The 16,037-nt window shown below is 58.7% G+C and carries 14 protein-coding genes and 1 pseudogene; 6 read left to right on the forward strand and 9 right to left on the reverse strand.

Annotation, left to right across the window (positions count from 1 at the left end; all coding sequences use genetic code 11):
• Window positions 1–94: 94 nt before the first annotated feature.
• The 5 genes from ACR0NT_RS07925 to ACR0NT_RS07945 form a co-directional block, all read right to left on the reverse strand.
• A complete protein-coding gene (locus ACR0NT_RS07925; RefSeq protein ID WP_170447408.1) occupies window positions 95–619 on the reverse strand; it encodes a hypothetical protein in 525 nt (174 codons plus the stop codon).
• Window positions 616–2,547 (reverse strand): ATP-binding protein, encoded by a 1,932-nt coding sequence (locus ACR0NT_RS07930; protein ID WP_170674393.1) that lies wholly within the window; start codon window positions 2,545–2,547, stop codon window positions 616–618. Before ACR0NT_RS07930 ends, ACR0NT_RS07925 begins: the two co-directional genes overlap by 4 nt.
• 90 nt (window positions 2,548–2,637) lie before the next feature.
• The gene (locus ACR0NT_RS07935; RefSeq protein WP_170674395.1) at window positions 2,638–3,765 is read right to left on the reverse strand and encodes a hypothetical protein; all 1,128 of its coding nucleotides are present in this window, start codon (window positions 3,763–3,765) and stop codon (window positions 2,638–2,640) included.
• The gene (locus ACR0NT_RS07940; protein WP_170674397.1) at window positions 3,765–4,259 is read right to left on the reverse strand and encodes a DUF4279 domain-containing protein; all 495 of its coding nucleotides are present in this window, start codon (window positions 4,257–4,259) and stop codon (window positions 3,765–3,767) included. The genes ACR0NT_RS07935 and ACR0NT_RS07940 overlap by 1 nt, the downstream gene beginning before the upstream one ends.
• 8 nt (window positions 4,260–4,267) lie before the next feature.
• A complete protein-coding gene (locus ACR0NT_RS07945) occupies window positions 4,268–5,347 on the reverse strand; it encodes a coiled-coil domain-containing protein (RefSeq protein WP_170674399.1) in 1,080 nt (359 codons plus the stop codon).
• Between the two features lie 412 nt (window positions 5,348–5,759).
• Between ACR0NT_RS07945 and ACR0NT_RS07950 the strand changes: the two are divergent.
• Window positions 5,760–5,966 (forward strand): annotated as a pseudogene (locus ACR0NT_RS07950) (aldehyde dehydrogenase family protein); the annotation flags it as partial.
• Between the two features lie 123 nt (window positions 5,967–6,089).
• Window positions 6,090–8,279, forward strand: coding sequence for an esterase-like activity of phytase family protein (locus ACR0NT_RS07955; protein WP_170674401.1), 2,190 nt, complete (start codon window positions 6,090–6,092; stop codon window positions 8,277–8,279).
• Between the two features lie 181 nt (window positions 8,280–8,460).
• Here the strand turns inward: ACR0NT_RS07955 and ACR0NT_RS07960 are convergent, their stop codons facing one another.
• A complete protein-coding gene (locus tag ACR0NT_RS07960; RefSeq protein WP_170447420.1) occupies window positions 8,461–9,378 on the reverse strand; it encodes a LysR family transcriptional regulator in 918 nt (305 codons plus the stop codon).
• Window positions 9,379–9,488: 110 nt separating this feature from the next.
• Here ACR0NT_RS07960 and ACR0NT_RS07965 point away from each other — a divergent pair, with 110 nt between their 5' ends.
• The 4 genes from ACR0NT_RS07965 (at window position 9,489) to ACR0NT_RS07980 (ending at window position 13,577) form a co-directional block, all read left to right on the forward strand.
• The gene (locus ACR0NT_RS07965; protein WP_170447422.1) at window positions 9,489–10,448 is read left to right on the forward strand and encodes a tripartite tricarboxylate transporter substrate binding protein; all 960 of its coding nucleotides are present in this window, start codon (window positions 9,489–9,491) and stop codon (window positions 10,446–10,448) included.
• A gap of 71 nt (window positions 10,449–10,519) precedes the next feature.
• The gene (locus tag ACR0NT_RS07970; RefSeq protein WP_170674403.1) at window positions 10,520–10,987 is read left to right on the forward strand and encodes a tripartite tricarboxylate transporter TctB family protein; all 468 of its coding nucleotides are present in this window, start codon (window positions 10,520–10,522) and stop codon (window positions 10,985–10,987) included.
• A 6-nt stretch (window positions 10,988–10,993) separates the two neighbouring features.
• Window positions 10,994–12,508, forward strand: coding sequence for a tripartite tricarboxylate transporter permease (locus ACR0NT_RS07975; RefSeq protein WP_170674405.1), 1,515 nt, complete (start codon window positions 10,994–10,996; stop codon window positions 12,506–12,508).
• Between the two features lie 37 nt (window positions 12,509–12,545).
• Window positions 12,546–13,577 (forward strand): lyase family protein, encoded by a 1,032-nt coding sequence (locus ACR0NT_RS07980; RefSeq protein WP_170674407.1) that lies wholly within the window; start codon window positions 12,546–12,548, stop codon window positions 13,575–13,577.
• Between the two features lie 172 nt (window positions 13,578–13,749).
• Here ACR0NT_RS07980 and ACR0NT_RS07985 read toward each other — a convergent pair whose 3' ends face one another.
• The 3 genes from ACR0NT_RS07985 to ACR0NT_RS07995 form a co-directional block, all read right to left on the reverse strand.
• Entirely contained in the window at window positions 13,750–14,217 is a 468-nt protein-coding gene (locus ACR0NT_RS07985) for an Hsp20 family protein (RefSeq protein ID WP_170674417.1), read from the reverse strand.
• A 122-nt stretch (window positions 14,218–14,339) separates the two neighbouring features.
• Window positions 14,340–15,155 carry a trypsin-like serine protease gene (locus ACR0NT_RS07990; protein ID WP_170674419.1) on the reverse strand — a complete coding sequence of 272 codons (816 nt, stop codon included), beginning with the start codon at window positions 15,153–15,155 and terminating at the stop codon, window positions 14,340–14,342.
• Window positions 15,152–15,943: a trypsin-like serine peptidase gene (locus ACR0NT_RS07995; protein WP_480442873.1), complete on the reverse strand. Its 792-nt coding sequence runs from the start codon at window positions 15,941–15,943 to the stop codon at window positions 15,152–15,154. Before ACR0NT_RS07995 ends, ACR0NT_RS07990 begins: the two co-directional genes overlap by 4 nt.
• Window positions 15,944–16,037: the final 94 nt, after the last annotated feature.

Consider the following 16,037-nt stretch of genomic DNA (forward strand, 5'->3'; position numbering starts at 1 on the left):
TGAAAATCGGCAGAACCTTTTCTTTCTTTCAGAGCTTCAAACTGATTCTCAAATGTCCAACTTCCAGAAGAAAATCAAACCATGAGGTCTTCCCCTATTTGTTTAGTTTCTTAAGGTCGCCTTCGATTGCTTTCCACTCAGATGTCAAAATTTTAGAACAAATCGTCCTAAGTCGAGTAAATGGCAAATCACCGTTTGATAGTGTGCGGCCGGAATGGATGTAATCCAAACTCTCTTCGAAGGAATTGCTCAAATCTTCAGTGAGTTTCCGTGAATGATGCGTTCGAACTAAAATACTCTGCACCAGCTTTGCCAGCTCATGAAATTGGCCAAGTGTAAATTTGACATCTTGTGGCTCGTCCGACAGGCGGCCAAGTGAAAATTCACGTGTTTTAAGTAGCAGGTCTTCGACTGCTGATTTTAGTTCGTCGAAATTGTCTTTCCTGTACTCTGCTAGTTTTAAGCGCCCGGTCATTTTAACTTCCGCGGACTTCACTCGCATAGTCAGATAACTACCAAGAAAGCCGATCAGGACAGTCAACAGCGGGATACCGACAGAAACAGACAACGCTCGGTTGTCACTGATCCAGCCGTTCAATTCTGAAAGGATATCAATCAACTTTTCCCCTCCAGATACCGCCGCTTGGCCTCTTCCATACGACCCATCTCACGGACAGCGTTTTCGATGGCGACCTCATCGCTCTTGTCGGCATAGCGGAACTCGCTGTCGACGTAGCGGTTGATTTCCTGCATCACCATGTCCACCGTGATCGGCTGGCGCAGGTCCTCGATCATGGCTTTCTTAGTGTCGTAGTCGCGGAACAGGAACAGGTCGGGGTTTTCCATCCATTCGTCGGGCAGTTCGAAATCCATCGCGCGGACCTTGACCGCGTCGGTGATGTTCTTGATTGCGCGGCCGGTAAAGCGCTCATCCGCCTGCTGGATCGCCTTGAGGTAGGTGCCCAGCTTGGCGATGGTGTCCATCTGGCCGATTTCGCCGGAGACCCGATCGTAAACCTGCAGCAAGGCGTCCTCATGCGGGCGGGAGTGGCTTTCGAAACTGGCGGCGACGGCCTTTTTGATCTCCTGCGCGGCATAGGCGTCGTGTTCGCCCAGCGGGATGTCGTGGTTGCGGCCCATCAGCAGGTGCAGGATGTCGATATAATCCTCGCGCGTTTGCGGCCCGTCCACCAGAAACCGCGCACCGGCCCGCTGGCGCAGGGCGTCGTCTACGTTTTCGGGGTAGTTCGAGAACATGCCAAAGGTGCAGTTGCCGCGCACGACGGTGTTGGCGCCGGCAAAGCTCTCCATCAGCACGGCGGTGATTTCCAGCTGACCGGCCGAGGACTGCCGGTCGCCGCGTTTGCCTGCCAGTTGGTCGATGTCGTCAATGGTGCCGAAGCCGATGACCGAGGGGTCAATGATCGTGTTGATAAAGGCCTTGGCGTTCTGGCCGGATTTGCCCTGATAGCTGTCGATATTGTCGGTGCTCAGGTTCTGATAGCGGAAGGGATAGCCCGCGTTCTGGCAGTAATCATTGATCAGCCCGGCCATCATCTGGATCAGAGTGGTCTTGCCGGTCCCCGGTTTGCCGTCGCCCATGAAGGTAAAGATAAACCCGCCAAGCTCGGCAAACGGGTTCAGGCGGCGGTCGAAATCATAGGCCATCACCATCTTGGCCAGCTTCATCGCCTGATACTTTGCGATATGGTTGCCCACCACCTCGTTCGGTTTCTTGAAGGTCATGGTCAGGGTGGTGGATTTGGCCTTGGAGGCTGGTTCAAACCCCCGGATCGTCAGATCATCGGCCTCAATATGCCACGCAGCGTTCTGAAACGGGGCCAGATGGCCTGCGGACTGGGCGCGCAGAGCAGCCTTGTCCATCAGTTGCTCAGCATAGGCGCTGGTGGCCGCAATCAGATGCGCATCATCGGGGGCGTGTTTGGCCAGCGTCTGATCCAGCTCCCACAGGGCACCATGCAGAGCAAGCTGACCATTGTCGGTCAGAACCTCTTCGATCTCACCTATGTCCACCGTCGTTTCACCCAGATGCGAAGACATCAGATAGGCCAGTGAATTGCCGAATGTGTGCGATGTAATCAGGGCCTCGGCCGTCAGCAGTTCCGAGAACTCGGACTTTCGGGCGGGAGGCAAATCCCCGGCCAGATTGGCGCGTTTCAGATCGGCCAGCGGGGTCTGCTCGGCATAGGCCTCGGCCACCGCCAGAGCAATTGCAATCGCGCGGCGAATGGCCTGCTGCGTGGTGGCTTGTGGTGGCGAGACCAGCGCATCGCCGTCATCCGACGCCTCGATCCGCTCGACCAGATGCACCCCGTCGGCCCGCGCAGTGCGCCGCGTTACCAATCCCGGCGTGGTGGATCGAAACCGCCGCCCCGTCGACACGCCCGGCGACCGCTCGACCGCCGCCTCAACCAACTTGGCAATCCGCGGCGCATGTTCAAATCCGTTCAGCAAGGCAGTCGCCGCCGGATAGTGTTTGCGAATATCCGCCTCGCGCAATTCCATCTGATCTGACGTCAAACTCATCTCAATAACCGCCCTTGCTTCATCTTTTCAAAAATACTCTCGTCCCGTTGCCCGACAGGACCCGGAATGGGCCCGTTAGGGGAGGCGAAACTAGTAGCGCAACACCTGCCCGGTCTTGCTGACCACGAATTTGCGCACGTCGGCAAACCCCGGCGGATTGCGCTCGGCCAGCACCTGAAACGGACGCTGAGGCAGAATGATCGATCGCTGCGTCCGCGTCGCCCCGGTCTCGGCCCCCTGCCCGCCGAACGGATCCAAAGCGAACACTTCACGCTCAACGGTCGAGAACCACCCGGCGCGTTCTTCGATCACCTCTTCGCTTTCCAGCTCTTCCGTGGTCCAGGCCAGCGCCCAATCCTGCCCCTGCGGAGCCTGCGCGTCCTCCAGCACCTGCCGCAGCGGACCGGATTGCTCGGTATAGGCCGAGGAATACATCGGCCCCACGTGGATGCGGCGCAAATGCTTTGGGTGCAGGTCGTCGAAATCCTGATCGAAGCCTTTGGCAATCGTCACCAATTTCAACCCACCCAAGGATTGCGCCATCAGATGCGCCTGCACCTCGGGCCAGCGCCGTTGGTCCTTGGGCAAGGCTGTTTTGCCGCTATCCTCCAGCTGCATCAGGTAGATGACCGGCAGGTTGATCTGGCTGTCATAAACCGCCCAATGGATCAGGAACTTGCGCCGGTCTCCCTCATTCCCGATCCAATGACATTCGGGATCGTTGCGCGCCCAGAACAGCTGACCCTTCAGTAATTCCTCGTAATAGAGCCGTTGGGACAGCGCGAATTGCAGCTTGGTGGGGATTTCGCGGTCGCCGATGATGGTGCGGACCATGTCGGTTTTCAGGTCGTCTTCCGTGGGCATATTCGCCAGATGCACCTGCGCCTGCTGCGCGTCGTTCGCCATGGTCAGCAATTCAGCCGCCACCGGAAACCCGCTGTCGCGCTTGTCCATGGCAAGGCTGCCAAAGAACCGACCGGTATCTCGCCCGACCAGCAGGTACTTCATGGACAGCGCGCGGAAGGTGTAGAGCAGCCCCGAAAGGTAGCGCGACACGATCCGCACCTCTTGCTTGCTGATCGCGCCCTCGGCCTCCATCGTCGCGGCCACGCGCAGGAGGTGGACGGTGATCACCTCAAATTTGCGGAAATAGCGGCGCGAGGCAAAGGTGTCGGTCAGGCCGACATGGTCTTGAGTTGGATCGCTAGACTCTATCATTATCTGTCTCTTGCGATAAGAGACCGCAACTCCGCCAACTCATCATGTGGGTCAACATTGGAGTAGAAGTCATACTCCAAATTGAGTCCAAGATCTGAAATTTTCCTCAAGAGCTTCGGGGACAGCACAAAACCTGAACTCTGGACGGAGAAAGCGACGCATACAACAGATTGAATGCAGTGTTTCGGAAACTCTTGCAGGCGCGCCGACACTGAGGTGACGGTCTCGATAACGGCTTCGATATGGGCCTCTAATGGTTCAGATTCAGGCAAACCGCTTTCAATCACCCATCTTGAACCGCGTCTCGTGAACTCACGGTCGCCGCGGACAACTATTTCTCCTACATTCCAGTATCGGCTTGGTTCAAGCGGGATGTTGCTGACGTGATCTGAAATCGGCTCGTCGGACGTCACCGCAAAGTAGGCATACTGTCGGTCCTGCGTAGAATTCAAAGCAAAATCCTGACACGTAAAATTCTGTTTTTGTCCGCTCATCAGTGGGGTCACCCCCCATACAAATTCTTATCATGCTTCTCGACAATCGACGCAAAGCGGCGGGCAAAGCGTTCATCTGCCTTGGCCTTTTTCTCCAGCACGTCGCGGGCAAAGACCATGTGGTCTTCGTGCGCCTCAAGCATGTCAGCCATCTTCTGATTGGTCGCGGTGCCGATGGCGGCCATCGCCGTCTGAGCCTCTTGGTCCGTCTGCACGCCGATCTCGTTGATGCGGTGGGCCACATCCTGCTGTTGCGCGGTTTTCAGCGATTTGGTCAGGGCGTCATACAGCACTACGCGTTGCTGCGTGTCTGTCTGCAGCTTGTTGATCAGCACCATCTGTGTCGCCGCCTGGTTCTGTAGCGAATCGACCCAAGTTTTGCCCTTTTCGATGTAACGCTCCAGCGTTTGCGACTTGGCCAGCTTGACCTGTTCTTCCTGAACCTTGGCGTTGTATTGCTTGTTCAGCTCGGCCAGTTCGGTTTCCAGCTGGGTTCGTGCGGCGGCGTCCTGTTCAACGCTGATCTTGTTTTCCAGCGTGATGATGGCCGGGTCCATGCCCTGAATCTCGGCCCGTAGCGCTTCCAGCTCGGCCACGGTGGCCTCGCGGTCGTCCAGCGTGCCGCTCAGGTTGTCTTCGACCTTCACGCGCTGTTCTTCCAGCACCGACAGCTGCCCTTCCAGCAGTTTCACGATCACGTCGGACTTGGCGATCAGGTCCTGCAGCTTGTCGTCGATATTGGCAGTGCGCATGCGTTCCTGCCGCATCGATTCCGATTTGCCGCGTGAAAAGATGCCGACAAACGACTCCCACCCGGTTTTCGAGCGCATCTCGTCGAAATCCTTGGAAAATGCGTTGGTGACATCGTCCAGCCCCATGATCAGCTCGGCGATGTTGGCGTTCATCACCTCGGTATGGGCGTGCACATCCTCAAGCGTGGCGTTTTCGATGTCGATATCCGCCTCGGCCGTGCCGATTTTGGCGCGTGCGGCTTCGATCCGGCTCGTCAGCCCCTCGATCTGCGACTGGCTTTCCCGCACTTTGGTCTGCGTTTCCTGAATCAACGCTTCGAATTGCTGGTTCGACATCTCTGCTATCCCCTTTTTTCTTTAATTACCCATAAGATAGGGAATGTTACGATGATTTACATCCCCCTGGGTCCAAAATTCATCCAGACTTTGGCAAACTCATCACAAAAAAGATAGCGCCATGATGCCGCCGATTGCGATCTGTTGGACATCCGCAAAGCCGGGTTTTTTTGTCAATTCTGGAATGATCCGCAGGACACAGTGGACATAGGCACTCCAGCCCGACCTGATTGGGTGCCCGTGACCCCTATTCCTGCCGGAGGCCGAGCCATGCTGGACGCAACAACCGACCTGAAATCGATCCTGAAAACCCCAATCTGCTGGTGACCAAATCCTTTATCGGCGGCCAGTGGGTGGACAGCGACAACGGCACCTTTGCCGTGACCAACCCAGCCCGCTGATCAGTGATTAGGCAGTGGCCAAAGTGCAGGAACATATCTCCGATGCCACCAAAAAAGGCGCCGTCGTTCGGACCGGCGGTCTGCCGCATGATCCGGACGGCACCTTCTTTCAGCCCACCATCGTCACCGGCGTCAAGCAATCCGGTCTGGGCCGCGAAGGCAGCCATCACGGCATGGAGGATTACCTCGAGATGAAATACATCTGCGTGTCGGTCTGATCGCAACCGGCCACCATTCCGGCGGAGGCCGCGTTTGTCACAAAACTGAAGCCAAACTGTCACGACACCGCAACGATCCCGGTCCATCCCCCCTCACATCCAACTGAGAGAGGAAATCCACCGATGTCGTTGCGCGCTGTCTGCCTGACATCTGCCCTTGCCCTGACCGCCGGTCAGGCCGTGGCAGAGATGAATTTCAACCGAATTGCGTCTTTTCCTGTCGTCAAGAACATGGCCGAGGGGGCGGATACAAACCGCGAAACCTCGCCCGAGATCATCGCGGCCACCGCAGATGGCATGACTCTGGTTTACACCGACAGCCCGCTGGGCACGATCGGGATGATCGACATCACCAACCCTGCAAACCCGGCGCCTTTGGGTGCAATGGACGTAGGCGGAGAGCCGACCTCCGTGGGGATTGTCGGCGCGACGGCTTTTGTTGGTGTGAACACCTCCGATAGTTACACCGCCCCGTCGGGCAAGCTGATCTCGGTCGATATTGCGGGTAAGGCGGAAACCGGTGCCTGTGACCTGGGCGGTCAGCCCGACAGCGTCGCCATCGCCCCCGATGGTAGCTTTGTTGCCGTCGCGATCGAAAACGAACGCGACGAAGACCTGAATGACGGCGTGATCCCGCAGCTGCCTGCCGGGTCGCTAGCGCTGGTACCGCTGAAAGACGGCGCGCTGGATTGTGCGGGCATGAACATGAAGATGGCTGCGCTGACCGGTCTGGCCGAGGTTGCGCCGACCGATCCTGAACCGGAATTTGTGGACATCAACGGCCTGGGCGAAACCGTCGTCACCTTGCAGGAAAACAACCACATCGCCGTTGTCGATAAGAACGGCACCGTGATCAGCCATTTCTCGGCGGGCGCGGTTGATCTGGACGGTATCGATGCCACCGATGAGCGCGGCGCGCTGATCTTCACCGAAAGCCAGCCGGGCCGCCTGCGCGAACCGGACGCGGTGAAATGGATCGATGACAACCACTTCGCCACCGCCAACGAAGGCGACTATAAGGGCGGCTCGCGCGGCTGGACCATCTTCCACAAGGACGGCACCGTTGTTTACGAGAACGGCACCGAGTTCGAGAAGGCCATCATCCAGATCGGTCACTACCCCGACAAACGCTCGGACAGCAAAGGGGTTGAGCCCGAGAGCGTGACCGCAGCGACCTTTGGCGGCACACCGATGATTTTTGTGGGCGCCGAGCGCGCCTCGGTCGTGGGGGTCTATGACGCCACCGATCCGGCCAACCCGGTGCTGAAACAACTGCTACCCTCGGGCGTTGGTCCGGAAGGTTACGTGGCGATCCCGGAACGGAACCTGCTGATCTCGGCCAATGAAAAAGACCTGATCGAAGATGGCGGCCCGCGCGCGCATGTTTCGATTTTTGAGTATCAGGACGCCCCCGCCGCTTACCCGCATCTGACGTCGGAAGGCGCGGGTGAGCTGATCGGCTGGGGCGCTCTGTCCGGTCTGGTCGCAGATGAGGACGGCATGATCTATGCGGTCAATGACAGCTTCTACGGCTTCCAACCCTCGATCTTCAAGATCGACCCCAGCCAGCAGCCCGCCCGCATCGTGGACGTGATCCGCATCCATCGTCAGGACGGCAACCCGGCGCAGAAACTGGATCTTGAGGGCATCACGCTGGACGGCAAGGGTGGCTTTTACGTCGCCTCCGAAGGCCGCACCGACCGTGTCATCCCGCACGCGATCTACCATGTCTCAGCCGATGGTCTGATCAAAGACCGCAAGGGTGAGATCGGCCTGCCGTCGGAACTGATGGCGGTCGAAAAACGCTTTGGCTTTGAGGGCATCACCAAGGTGGGCGACACCCTGTGGATGGCGGTGCAGCGCGAATGGAAGGACGACCCGGAAAACCACGTGAAGCTGGTGGCCTATAATCTGGACACCAAGGAATGGGGTGCCGTCCACTATCCCAAGGTGGACCCGGAAACCGGTTGGGTCGGCCTTTCGGAAATCGTGGCCTTCGGCGATCATGTCTACGTCATCGAACGCGACAACCAGCATGATCACCGCGCGGTGACCAAAAAGATCTACCGCATCCCGCTGTCCCTGATGACTCCGGCCCCACTGGGTGGTCCGCTGCCCGTGGTCAGCAAGCAAGAGGTCCGCGACCTGCTGCCCGACCTGACTTCGACCGGCGGTTACGTTCTGGACAAGATCGAAGGTCTGGCCATCCTGCCCTCGGGCGAGGCGTTCGTGATGACCGACAATGACGGCGTCGACGATGCCTCGGGCGAGACGATGTTCTGGTCGATCGGGTCGGTGACGGCCGGGAATTGAACCCGCTTGCAAATCGTTGATGGACCCCGCACGAAATTGTGCGGGGTCCTTTTTCTTTTTACGTCAGCTTTGGGCTCAAGAAACCCGATGCTGCACCATTCGCCAATGTCATATTTCTGGATGATCAAGTCCTGAGAATGTCGAATTTCCAGCAGAGTATTATGAGGGGCTGAACAGGTCGCTAGCCAACCACCTCTATTGTGGCGCTTGATCTCGCCAGCTTTGCCACATGCGCTTTCAGCACGCCGACAAACTGATCGCAGGCATCGCTTGGTTCTGCCTGAACCGGGAACAGAAGCCCAAAGGACATCCAGCGTTCCGGCGTGATCGGAACGGTTCGGATGCGGCCTTTGTCCACGTTGGCAGCGACAAGTTCATCCGCGATGGTAACGCCTCCTCCATCTGCAACCAGAGCACATGCCAACGAAGAAGATGCGACTTCGCAAGTTTGCTTTGGGACCACTCCTGCTGATCGAAACATATCATCCAGTTGATCGCGCAGAAGCAATCCGTGCATCAGCCTGACGATTGGAACGTCCGCCAGATCGTCGACGGAAATCTCCCTGAGATCGGCAAGCGGGTGGTCAACTGGAACAACGGCCTGTGCTCTGACACGCAGCAATAGCTCGGTTCGGATGTCCGGGTGCTCAACGGGCAGCGCCCCAATGCCGACATCGTATTCGCGACCGGCCAACCACTTTCCGGCCTCGCGACGGGCGCGAACGTCCAGACTGACATTGGTATCAGGGTTCGCCCTTACAAATTGGCCAACTGCGGGAGAAGCGAGCGCACGGGCGATGCGGGGCATGGCGACGATACGGAGGCTTTGGGTACGGCCTGCGCGGATCTCGGCGGCGATGCCTGGGATTTCGTCGAGGTTGTCGAGAATGCGCCCCGCTTCGCGATAAAAGGCAAGCCCCTCAGCTGTCGGCGTGAGGTTCCGACCACTTCGATCAAAGAGGTCAAGTCGCAGCTCACCTTCGAGGCCCGAGATCAACCGGCTCACTGCCGGTTGGGAAAGGTGCAGTATGTTCGCCGCCGCCGCGAGGGATCCTTCAGACAGTGTAGCTCTGAAAGCGCGTAGGGCTTTGATATTCATATTCGCCACCGTTCATTTGCATGTTTTGCAAGTAAACTAAACATCTTTGCATTTTTCGCAATCTAGCGCGTCTGCTAGATGAAAACAGGAGAGAAAACAGGGAGAACTTCATGAAACGCAGAACGCGCATCTCTGCCGCTTTGGCCGGTATCGCCATTGCGGTAACGGCAACAGCCAGTTTCGCAGCCGATTGGCCCAAACGTCCGATCAATCTGGTTGTGCCTTATAAAGCCGGCGGTGGCACAGATGCCTATGCCCGCGCCATCTCGGCCGCAGCTGAAGGCATTCTGGAGGTGCCGGTTGTGGTCGTTAACAAACCCGGCTCGGGCGGCCTGAATGGTGCCAATTCGGTCGTCGGTGCACGACCGGACGGTTACACGATGTTGATGACCTCCGGCGGCTCGTTCCTGCTCTCTACAATGACGCGCGATACTGACATTGACGCTCTGGAGAGCTTTGACTTTGTCGCTCAGGTCGGCCAGTTGCAGACCTCGCTGATGGTGCCCAAAGACAGCCCGTTCCAGTCCGTTCAGGACGTGATCGACGCTGCCAAAGCCGATCCCGGCTCGCTTCGCTGGGCACATTCAGGTCGCGGTGGTTTTCACCATGTCGGCGGTCTGGGATTTCTGGCCAATAACGGCATTGAAGCGCAGGACGTTCCTTTCAAAGGCGGCGGGCCGACCCGTGCCGCTTTGATCGGCGAACAGGCCGATTTCGGGTTCCTCGGCGTTCAGCAGCTTGCCGGGTTCGAAGACCAACTGCGGGCGCTGGCGGTGAACAGTCAGGAGCGCGACGGTATCATGTCCGAGGTTCCGTCCTTTGGTGAGCTTGGCATTCCCTTTGCCGCCGTGTCCTCGCCGGTGATCGTGTTTGCCCCGAAAGGCACCCCGCCGGAAGTGGTGACCGCTATGGAAACCGCGCTGGAACAGATCGCGGCCAAGCCGGAATTTGCTGAGCTGCTGGCCTCGCGCGGGACCGGGCCGGTCTATCAGAACGGCGCAGATGCCAAGGCCACGCTGAGTTCCATGAAGAACGATGCGGCCCCCTTGGTCGAAAGCCTGACCTACTAAAAGAGCAATAAGGCCGGGTGGCTTAACGTCCCCGGCCTTTCTCTGTCTACGAACAACTCAGGGAGGAAGACATGCGTGCCTATGCTGAGGGTCTGGTGCTGGCCACCATTTCAATTGTTGCAATTTGGGGCGCATGGCAGGTACCCGCGGCCTCACCCGGAGACACCTGGGCCGGGATTGTGCCGTTTTCCGCCTCGGTTGCGCTTCTTGTGTTGTCTGGATTTCTGCTGGTGGGCGCCTCCCGCCAGACCGGAGATATCGCCACGGCGAGCACGGATAACGGGGCAACCGCTCAGATTATCGCGCTGTTCATCATCGCGCTGATCTACCAGCAGTCCTTCCGCTGGTTCGGTTATTTGCTGCCCACCGCCATCGTGGCGCCCATCGTGCTTAATATGTTCGGCGTGCGCAGCTGGATCGGGCTCGCGGTATCCGTGGTCGTCTGCCCGCTGGTCTTTCATCTCATCTTTTTCGTGCTGCTTGGTGTCTTTCCGCCTTATGGCGAAGTGTTCGACCTGCTCAGCTGGATACAGGGGTAATACCTCATGGAAATCTTTCCCGCCCTTCTTTCGGTCATCACCGACCCGATGCTGCTGTTCGCCATTATTCTTGCTGCTGCTGTTGGCATGATCGTGGGCGCAACGCCCGGTCTGACGGCCTCGGCCGCAATCGCCATGCTGTTGCCCATAACCTTTTATATGTCACCTCTGTTCGCGCTCGCCTTCCTCTATGTGATCGGTAAGTCGGGGCGCTATGGCGGTTCTATAGCCGCCATCCTGTTCAATACGCCGGGCACAGCCGCCAGCGCGGCAACCCAGATTGATGGCTACCCACTTGCACGTGCTGGCAAAGCGGGCAAGGCGATGAAAGTTGCCACGATTTCGTCCGTCATTGGTGATCTCATGGGGGATGTTCTTCTGGTTGTCGGTGTCGGCTTTATCGCGGCCATTGCGCTGAAGCTTGGTCCGCCAGAAACGTTCGCGATCTACTTTGCAGCCTTTGTGGTAATCGGGTCGGTGATCGGAATATCCATCGTGAAAGGTCTGGCCTCGGCGCTTTTGGGTATTCTCGTGGCCATGGTTGGTCTTGACCCGATTTCCAACGAAGAACGCTATACATTCGGATCGTTTGACCTGTCCAACGGCATCGGTCTGGTGCCGCTGATGATCGGTGTGTTTGTTTTGGGTGAGGTTTTCGCCCAGCTCGAAGAGCGCCGAAAGGCAACCGGTGAAACCCAGGAAAACGAAAGCTCTGCCAATGGCAATGATCTGACATGGGAGGAATACAAGCCCTGTTTGCCCCATGCCCTGCGCGGCGGATTTATTGGGGCAGGCATTGGTGTGCTACCCGGCCTTGGATCGGCGATTGCGGCGTTCATCTCTTATGGTGAAGGAAAACGACGTGCGAAGAATCCCGAACAGTGGGGCAAAGGCGCGCTGGAGGGCGTCGCCGCGCCGGAAGCCGCGAACAATGCTGTGTCCGGACCGTCCATGGCTCCTCTGCTGACACTGGGTATTCCCGGCTCGACCATCGGTGCGATCCTGTTGGGCGTGTTCCTGATCCACGGCATTCAGGTGGGGCCGACACTGTTCCTGACCGATAAGGAGCTTGTCTACAAGCTTTTTGCCTGCGGGATGCTGGGTATTCTGGCCTATGGTCTGATTGGATATTTCGGAGCCACTCAGGTTGCCCGGCTGATCCTGAAAATCCCGACAAATGTGCTGTACCCGCTGATTTTCATGACCGCATTCGTGGCTGCGTATTCGGCGCGCGGGTCGATGTTCGATGTCACGGTGATGACCTGTGCAGGTTTCGTCGGATGGCTGATGCGCAAGTATGATTTCAACATCGCGGCCTTCGTGATCTCGTTTGTTCTGGCCAAGGGCGCGGAAGAGACCTTCCGGCAATCGCTGCTGATGTCTGATGGCGGGGCGCTGGTTTTTGTGGAACGCCCAATCGCGCTTGCGTTCCTGATCCTTGGGGCCGGGGCCATTGCTTTCCGTATTCGCGGTATCATGAAAGAGCGCAAACTGGTTCAGGGAGGGTTGGGTGATGCTTGATTGGCACCTCATGCAAGGTAGCTTTTCGAGCACAGATATGCGCCGCATCTGGTCCGAAACCTCAACGATCTCTGCATGGATCAAAGTCGAACAGGCGCTTATGCGGGCGCAAAGCGATGCAGGTCTTGTGCCGCGTGAAGCTGTCTTCGCGTTAGACGGGTTTTGCATCGGGAAACTGGATCAGGACCGATTGCGCGAGGACATGGCGCTTGTTGGACGGCCCATCGTCGGTCTGGTCGGCCAATTGCGCGAACATGTCGGCAAAGATCTCGCGCCATATGTCCATTTCAACAGCACGACGCAAGACATCATGGACACGGGCTTGGCTATGCAAATGAAGCTCGGTCTGACGACCGTGCTGAGCGACCTCGATCAGCTCCTATCCTCCCTGACGGGCCTGATCGAGGCACACCCCACCACACGGATGATCGGGCGCACCAACGGGCAGCATGCCATTCCGATGCTGCTGCGGACCAAGTTTGAGGTCTGGCGCGCAGAACTCCTGCGCCGTCGCGAGGCGATTACCGAAGCGGAAAGACGCGGGACACTCGTTCAGGTCGGCGGACCGTTGGGGGATATGTCGAGTTATGAGGACGGAACCGGGGCAGGGATAAAGACGCGAATGGCCGAGGCGCTTGGCCTTGGTGCGGTAGATCCCCATTGGCAAAACGCGCGTGACGGTGTGGGTGATATAGTTGCATCGCTGGGCGCACTTTGTGCGACGATCTGCAAAATCGCCCACAACATCAATCTGCTTTCGTCCAGCGACATCGGTGAGGTGTGCGAATGCCATGAAAACGGCAAGGGTGCTTCATCTTCGATGCACCACAAGCGCAACCAGCGGGCCAGTGAATTTGCCGAGGCCGTCGCAAGGCTCGGGCGCCAACGGTCCGAGCAAATCGGGGAACTGACCCTGCATCAGCATGAGCGTTCTGGCGGTGTCTGGGTTGGCGAGTGGCTGGTCGTTCCAGAGGTGTTTTTGTTGACGTCCGGCGCTCTGTCATGGGCAAAACGGATGCTGTCTGATTTGAGAGTCGACAAAGACCGAATGGAACAGAATTTGGGCTGAGAAGAAATTACAACGAAAGCAGCCATTGGAAGGCTCAATGCGAGCGGCGGTTTTGTCCGCTTAGCGAACATCCCGGTACCTCAAAAAACAACGCCCCGCGCCTGGAGGTGCGCGGGGCGTGCAGTCTGCGACAGTCCAGAGAGGCGGGACTGTCGCTTTGGGGTCAACGGCCTCAGTTCACGGCTTTGGCGTCGACCACGTCCTTTTGGATGGCCTTGGCCGAAGAAATCTCGATCCGGCGCGGCTTCAGGGCCTCGGGCACTTCGCGCTTCAGGTCGATGTTCAGCATGCCGTTTTCATGGCTCGCGCCGGTGACGCGCACGTGGTCGGCCAGCGCGAAGCGGCGCTCGAACGCGCGGGTGGCGATGCCACGGTGCAGGTAGCTGCGCTCTTTGTCCTCGGCGGCTTTCTTGCCGGCAACGATCAGCGCGTTTTCCTTCACTTCGACCGACAGGTCCTGTTCGGAAAAACCGGCGACAGCGACCGAGATGCGATAGGTATCGACATCGGTTTTTTCGATGTTGTAAGGCGGATAGCTGGGTTGAGCCACGTCATTGGTCAGGACGCGATCCATCATGTCGGCGATCTGATCGAACCCAATGGTGGCGCGGTGCAGCGGTGCAAAATCAAAAGTACGCATATGTCATATCCTCATGTCTGAGCGATCTGTGTTTTGCCCTCCGTTCGGACGGGCGATTCAGTCTGCCGGGCCCCGTTTGCGGCGACCCGGTACAAATCACATGGGGAGCATTTTGACCGAGTTCAAGACCCGCCAGAGGAGATGAATTTCGCGCCGGTACCGGACTTGCCCGACCCCACCTGCAATCGGCGGATCGCGGCCTTGGGTTTCGGTGCGTCGCGGCGCAGATCGGACTTGAGTTCCGAAATGATTCCAGCCAGTTCCATCCCGAAACCGACCTTTTGCCGCCCGTCGGTTCCGACCGCGGAAACAACCGACAGAATCTGCCAGCGGGGGCCGTTCCGGGCCAGCAGCGCCGACCCGGACGACCCAAAGGTAATGTCACAGTTGAAGGTGATCAGCCCCTGCCGTCTTTGCAGAATGTTGCAAGACCGTTCGCGGGTGATCGCCTCGGACCGGCCGCGCCCGTATGAGGCAAGGCTGACCTCTTTTCCCGCCACACCGCCGTTGAACAGCACAAAGGGATCGGCCACGGAATAGGGAATGGGCTGTTCCAGCCGCATCAGGGCAACATCTGCCCGCACGGACGCGGCCGAAAGCTCGGGGTGGTTAAGGTAATCCGGGTGCACCGCGATCTGAACAACGTCGCGATCGGCCAGCGATTTACCATAGCTCAGACCGGCCCGGAACGTCACCTCGCCCGGGGTATAGGTCTTGCCCGTCTTCTTGTCGATCGCGCAATGCGCAGCGGTCAGAACCAGATCCTGCGCAATCAGCGTACCCGTGCAGAATCCGCGCGTGCCAAAGTCCAGACGGCCAATGGCTTCCCAGCCGAACAGGTCCTCGCGGTCGGTCAGTTCGCGCTTGCTGCTTTGGGCATGAGACGCGGTGGCTAGGACCGACAAGCCCAACAGGGCGCTCAGAAGAAATCGTGTCACGGTTTGATGAACCTCGCGCCAATATTCCTGTTGCGCGCTCCACTGGGTGTATCGGCCAGAAATCCGCGACCGGCCGACAGTTCGGCCTGCAACAGGGGCAATGCCCCCTCGACCGCTGTGCCGACCGAGACCCGCTGACCGTTGAATTCCGCCTTGGCGGCCACCACCGACACGATGCGCGGGCGGTCGCCGTCAAAGGAAAACACCGGCGCGCCGGACGAGCCGAACTCGACATCGCAGGACATCACCAGCACATCGGACCGGCGGGTCATGACCGAGCAGACCTCTTGCAGCGAGGGTGCCTCGGCCCGGTCCCGCGCATAGGACACCACGCCCACCTCGGCGCCCCGGTGCGGCCGGTCGCCGGTTTCAAAGGGAATCACGGTGGTATTGCGGATGGGTTGCCACAGCTCGATCAGGGCGATGTCATTGGCCAGCCGCGCCGTCGGGGTTTCACGGCTATAGCGGTAGTCCGGATGAATCACCGCCTGCCGCGCCGCCCGGTAAGCCGAGGCCCGGCCCAGACGCCACGCGGCCAGAAACTCGACCTCGGACAGATCGATCCGCCGGCCTGTCGCCTTGTCGAACAGGCAATGGGCGGCGGTCAGGACCAAAGTCGGCGAGATCAGCGTGCCGGTACAGAACCCCGCACCGTTGATGTCCAGACGGCCCACAGCCATCCACGCCCGCCCGGCATCGGTGGTGTCCAGGCTTTTCAGCCCGCTGTCCTGCGCCATGGCGGCCATCGGCATCAATGCCAGCGCGAATGCCCTGATCCAGTTTCGCAAGCGGTTCTCCGGCGTTGCTGTTGGCTTACCTTCCTACGGCCCTGGTGGGGCGAAAATAGGGCGGTTGCGTCGCCTACGCTTTCCCCCGGAACCT

The organism is Ruegeria sp. AB10 (genome assembly GCF_056542745.1).

Coding starts and splice junctions, on each gene's coding strand:
- ACR0NT_RS07960 (WP_170447420.1), bottom strand. CDS start 9,378: ATGAATATCAAAGCCCTACGCGCTTTCAGAGCTACACTGTCTGAAGGA.
- ACR0NT_RS07945 (WP_170674399.1), bottom strand. CDS start 5,347: ATGTCGAACCAGCAATTCGAAGCGTTGATTCAGGAAACGCAGACCAAA.
- ACR0NT_RS07935 (WP_170674395.1), bottom strand. CDS start 3,765: ATGATAGAGTCTAGCGATCCAACTCAAGACCATGTCGGCCTGACCGAC.
- ACR0NT_RS07980 (WP_170674407.1), top strand. CDS start 12,546: ATGCGCCGCATCTGGTCCGAAACCTCAACGATCTCTGCATGGATCAAA.
- ACR0NT_RS07970 (WP_170674403.1), top strand. CDS start 10,520: ATGCGTGCCTATGCTGAGGGTCTGGTGCTGGCCACCATTTCAATTGTT.
- ACR0NT_RS07975 (WP_170674405.1), top strand. CDS start 10,994: ATGGAAATCTTTCCCGCCCTTCTTTCGGTCATCACCGACCCGATGCTG.
- ACR0NT_RS07965 (WP_170447422.1), top strand. CDS start 9,489: ATGAAACGCAGAACGCGCATCTCTGCCGCTTTGGCCGGTATCGCCATT.
- ACR0NT_RS07985 (WP_170674417.1), bottom strand. CDS start 14,217: ATGCGTACTTTTGATTTTGCACCGCTGCACCGCGCCACCATTGGGTTC.
- ACR0NT_RS07940 (WP_170674397.1), bottom strand. CDS start 4,259: ATGAGCGGACAAAAACAGAATTTTACGTGTCAGGATTTTGCTTTGAAT.
- ACR0NT_RS07930 (WP_170674393.1), bottom strand. CDS start 2,547: ATGAGTTTGACGTCAGATCAGATGGAATTGCGCGAGGCGGATATTCGC.
- ACR0NT_RS07955 (WP_170674401.1), top strand. CDS start 6,090: ATGTCGTTGCGCGCTGTCTGCCTGACATCTGCCCTTGCCCTGACCGCC.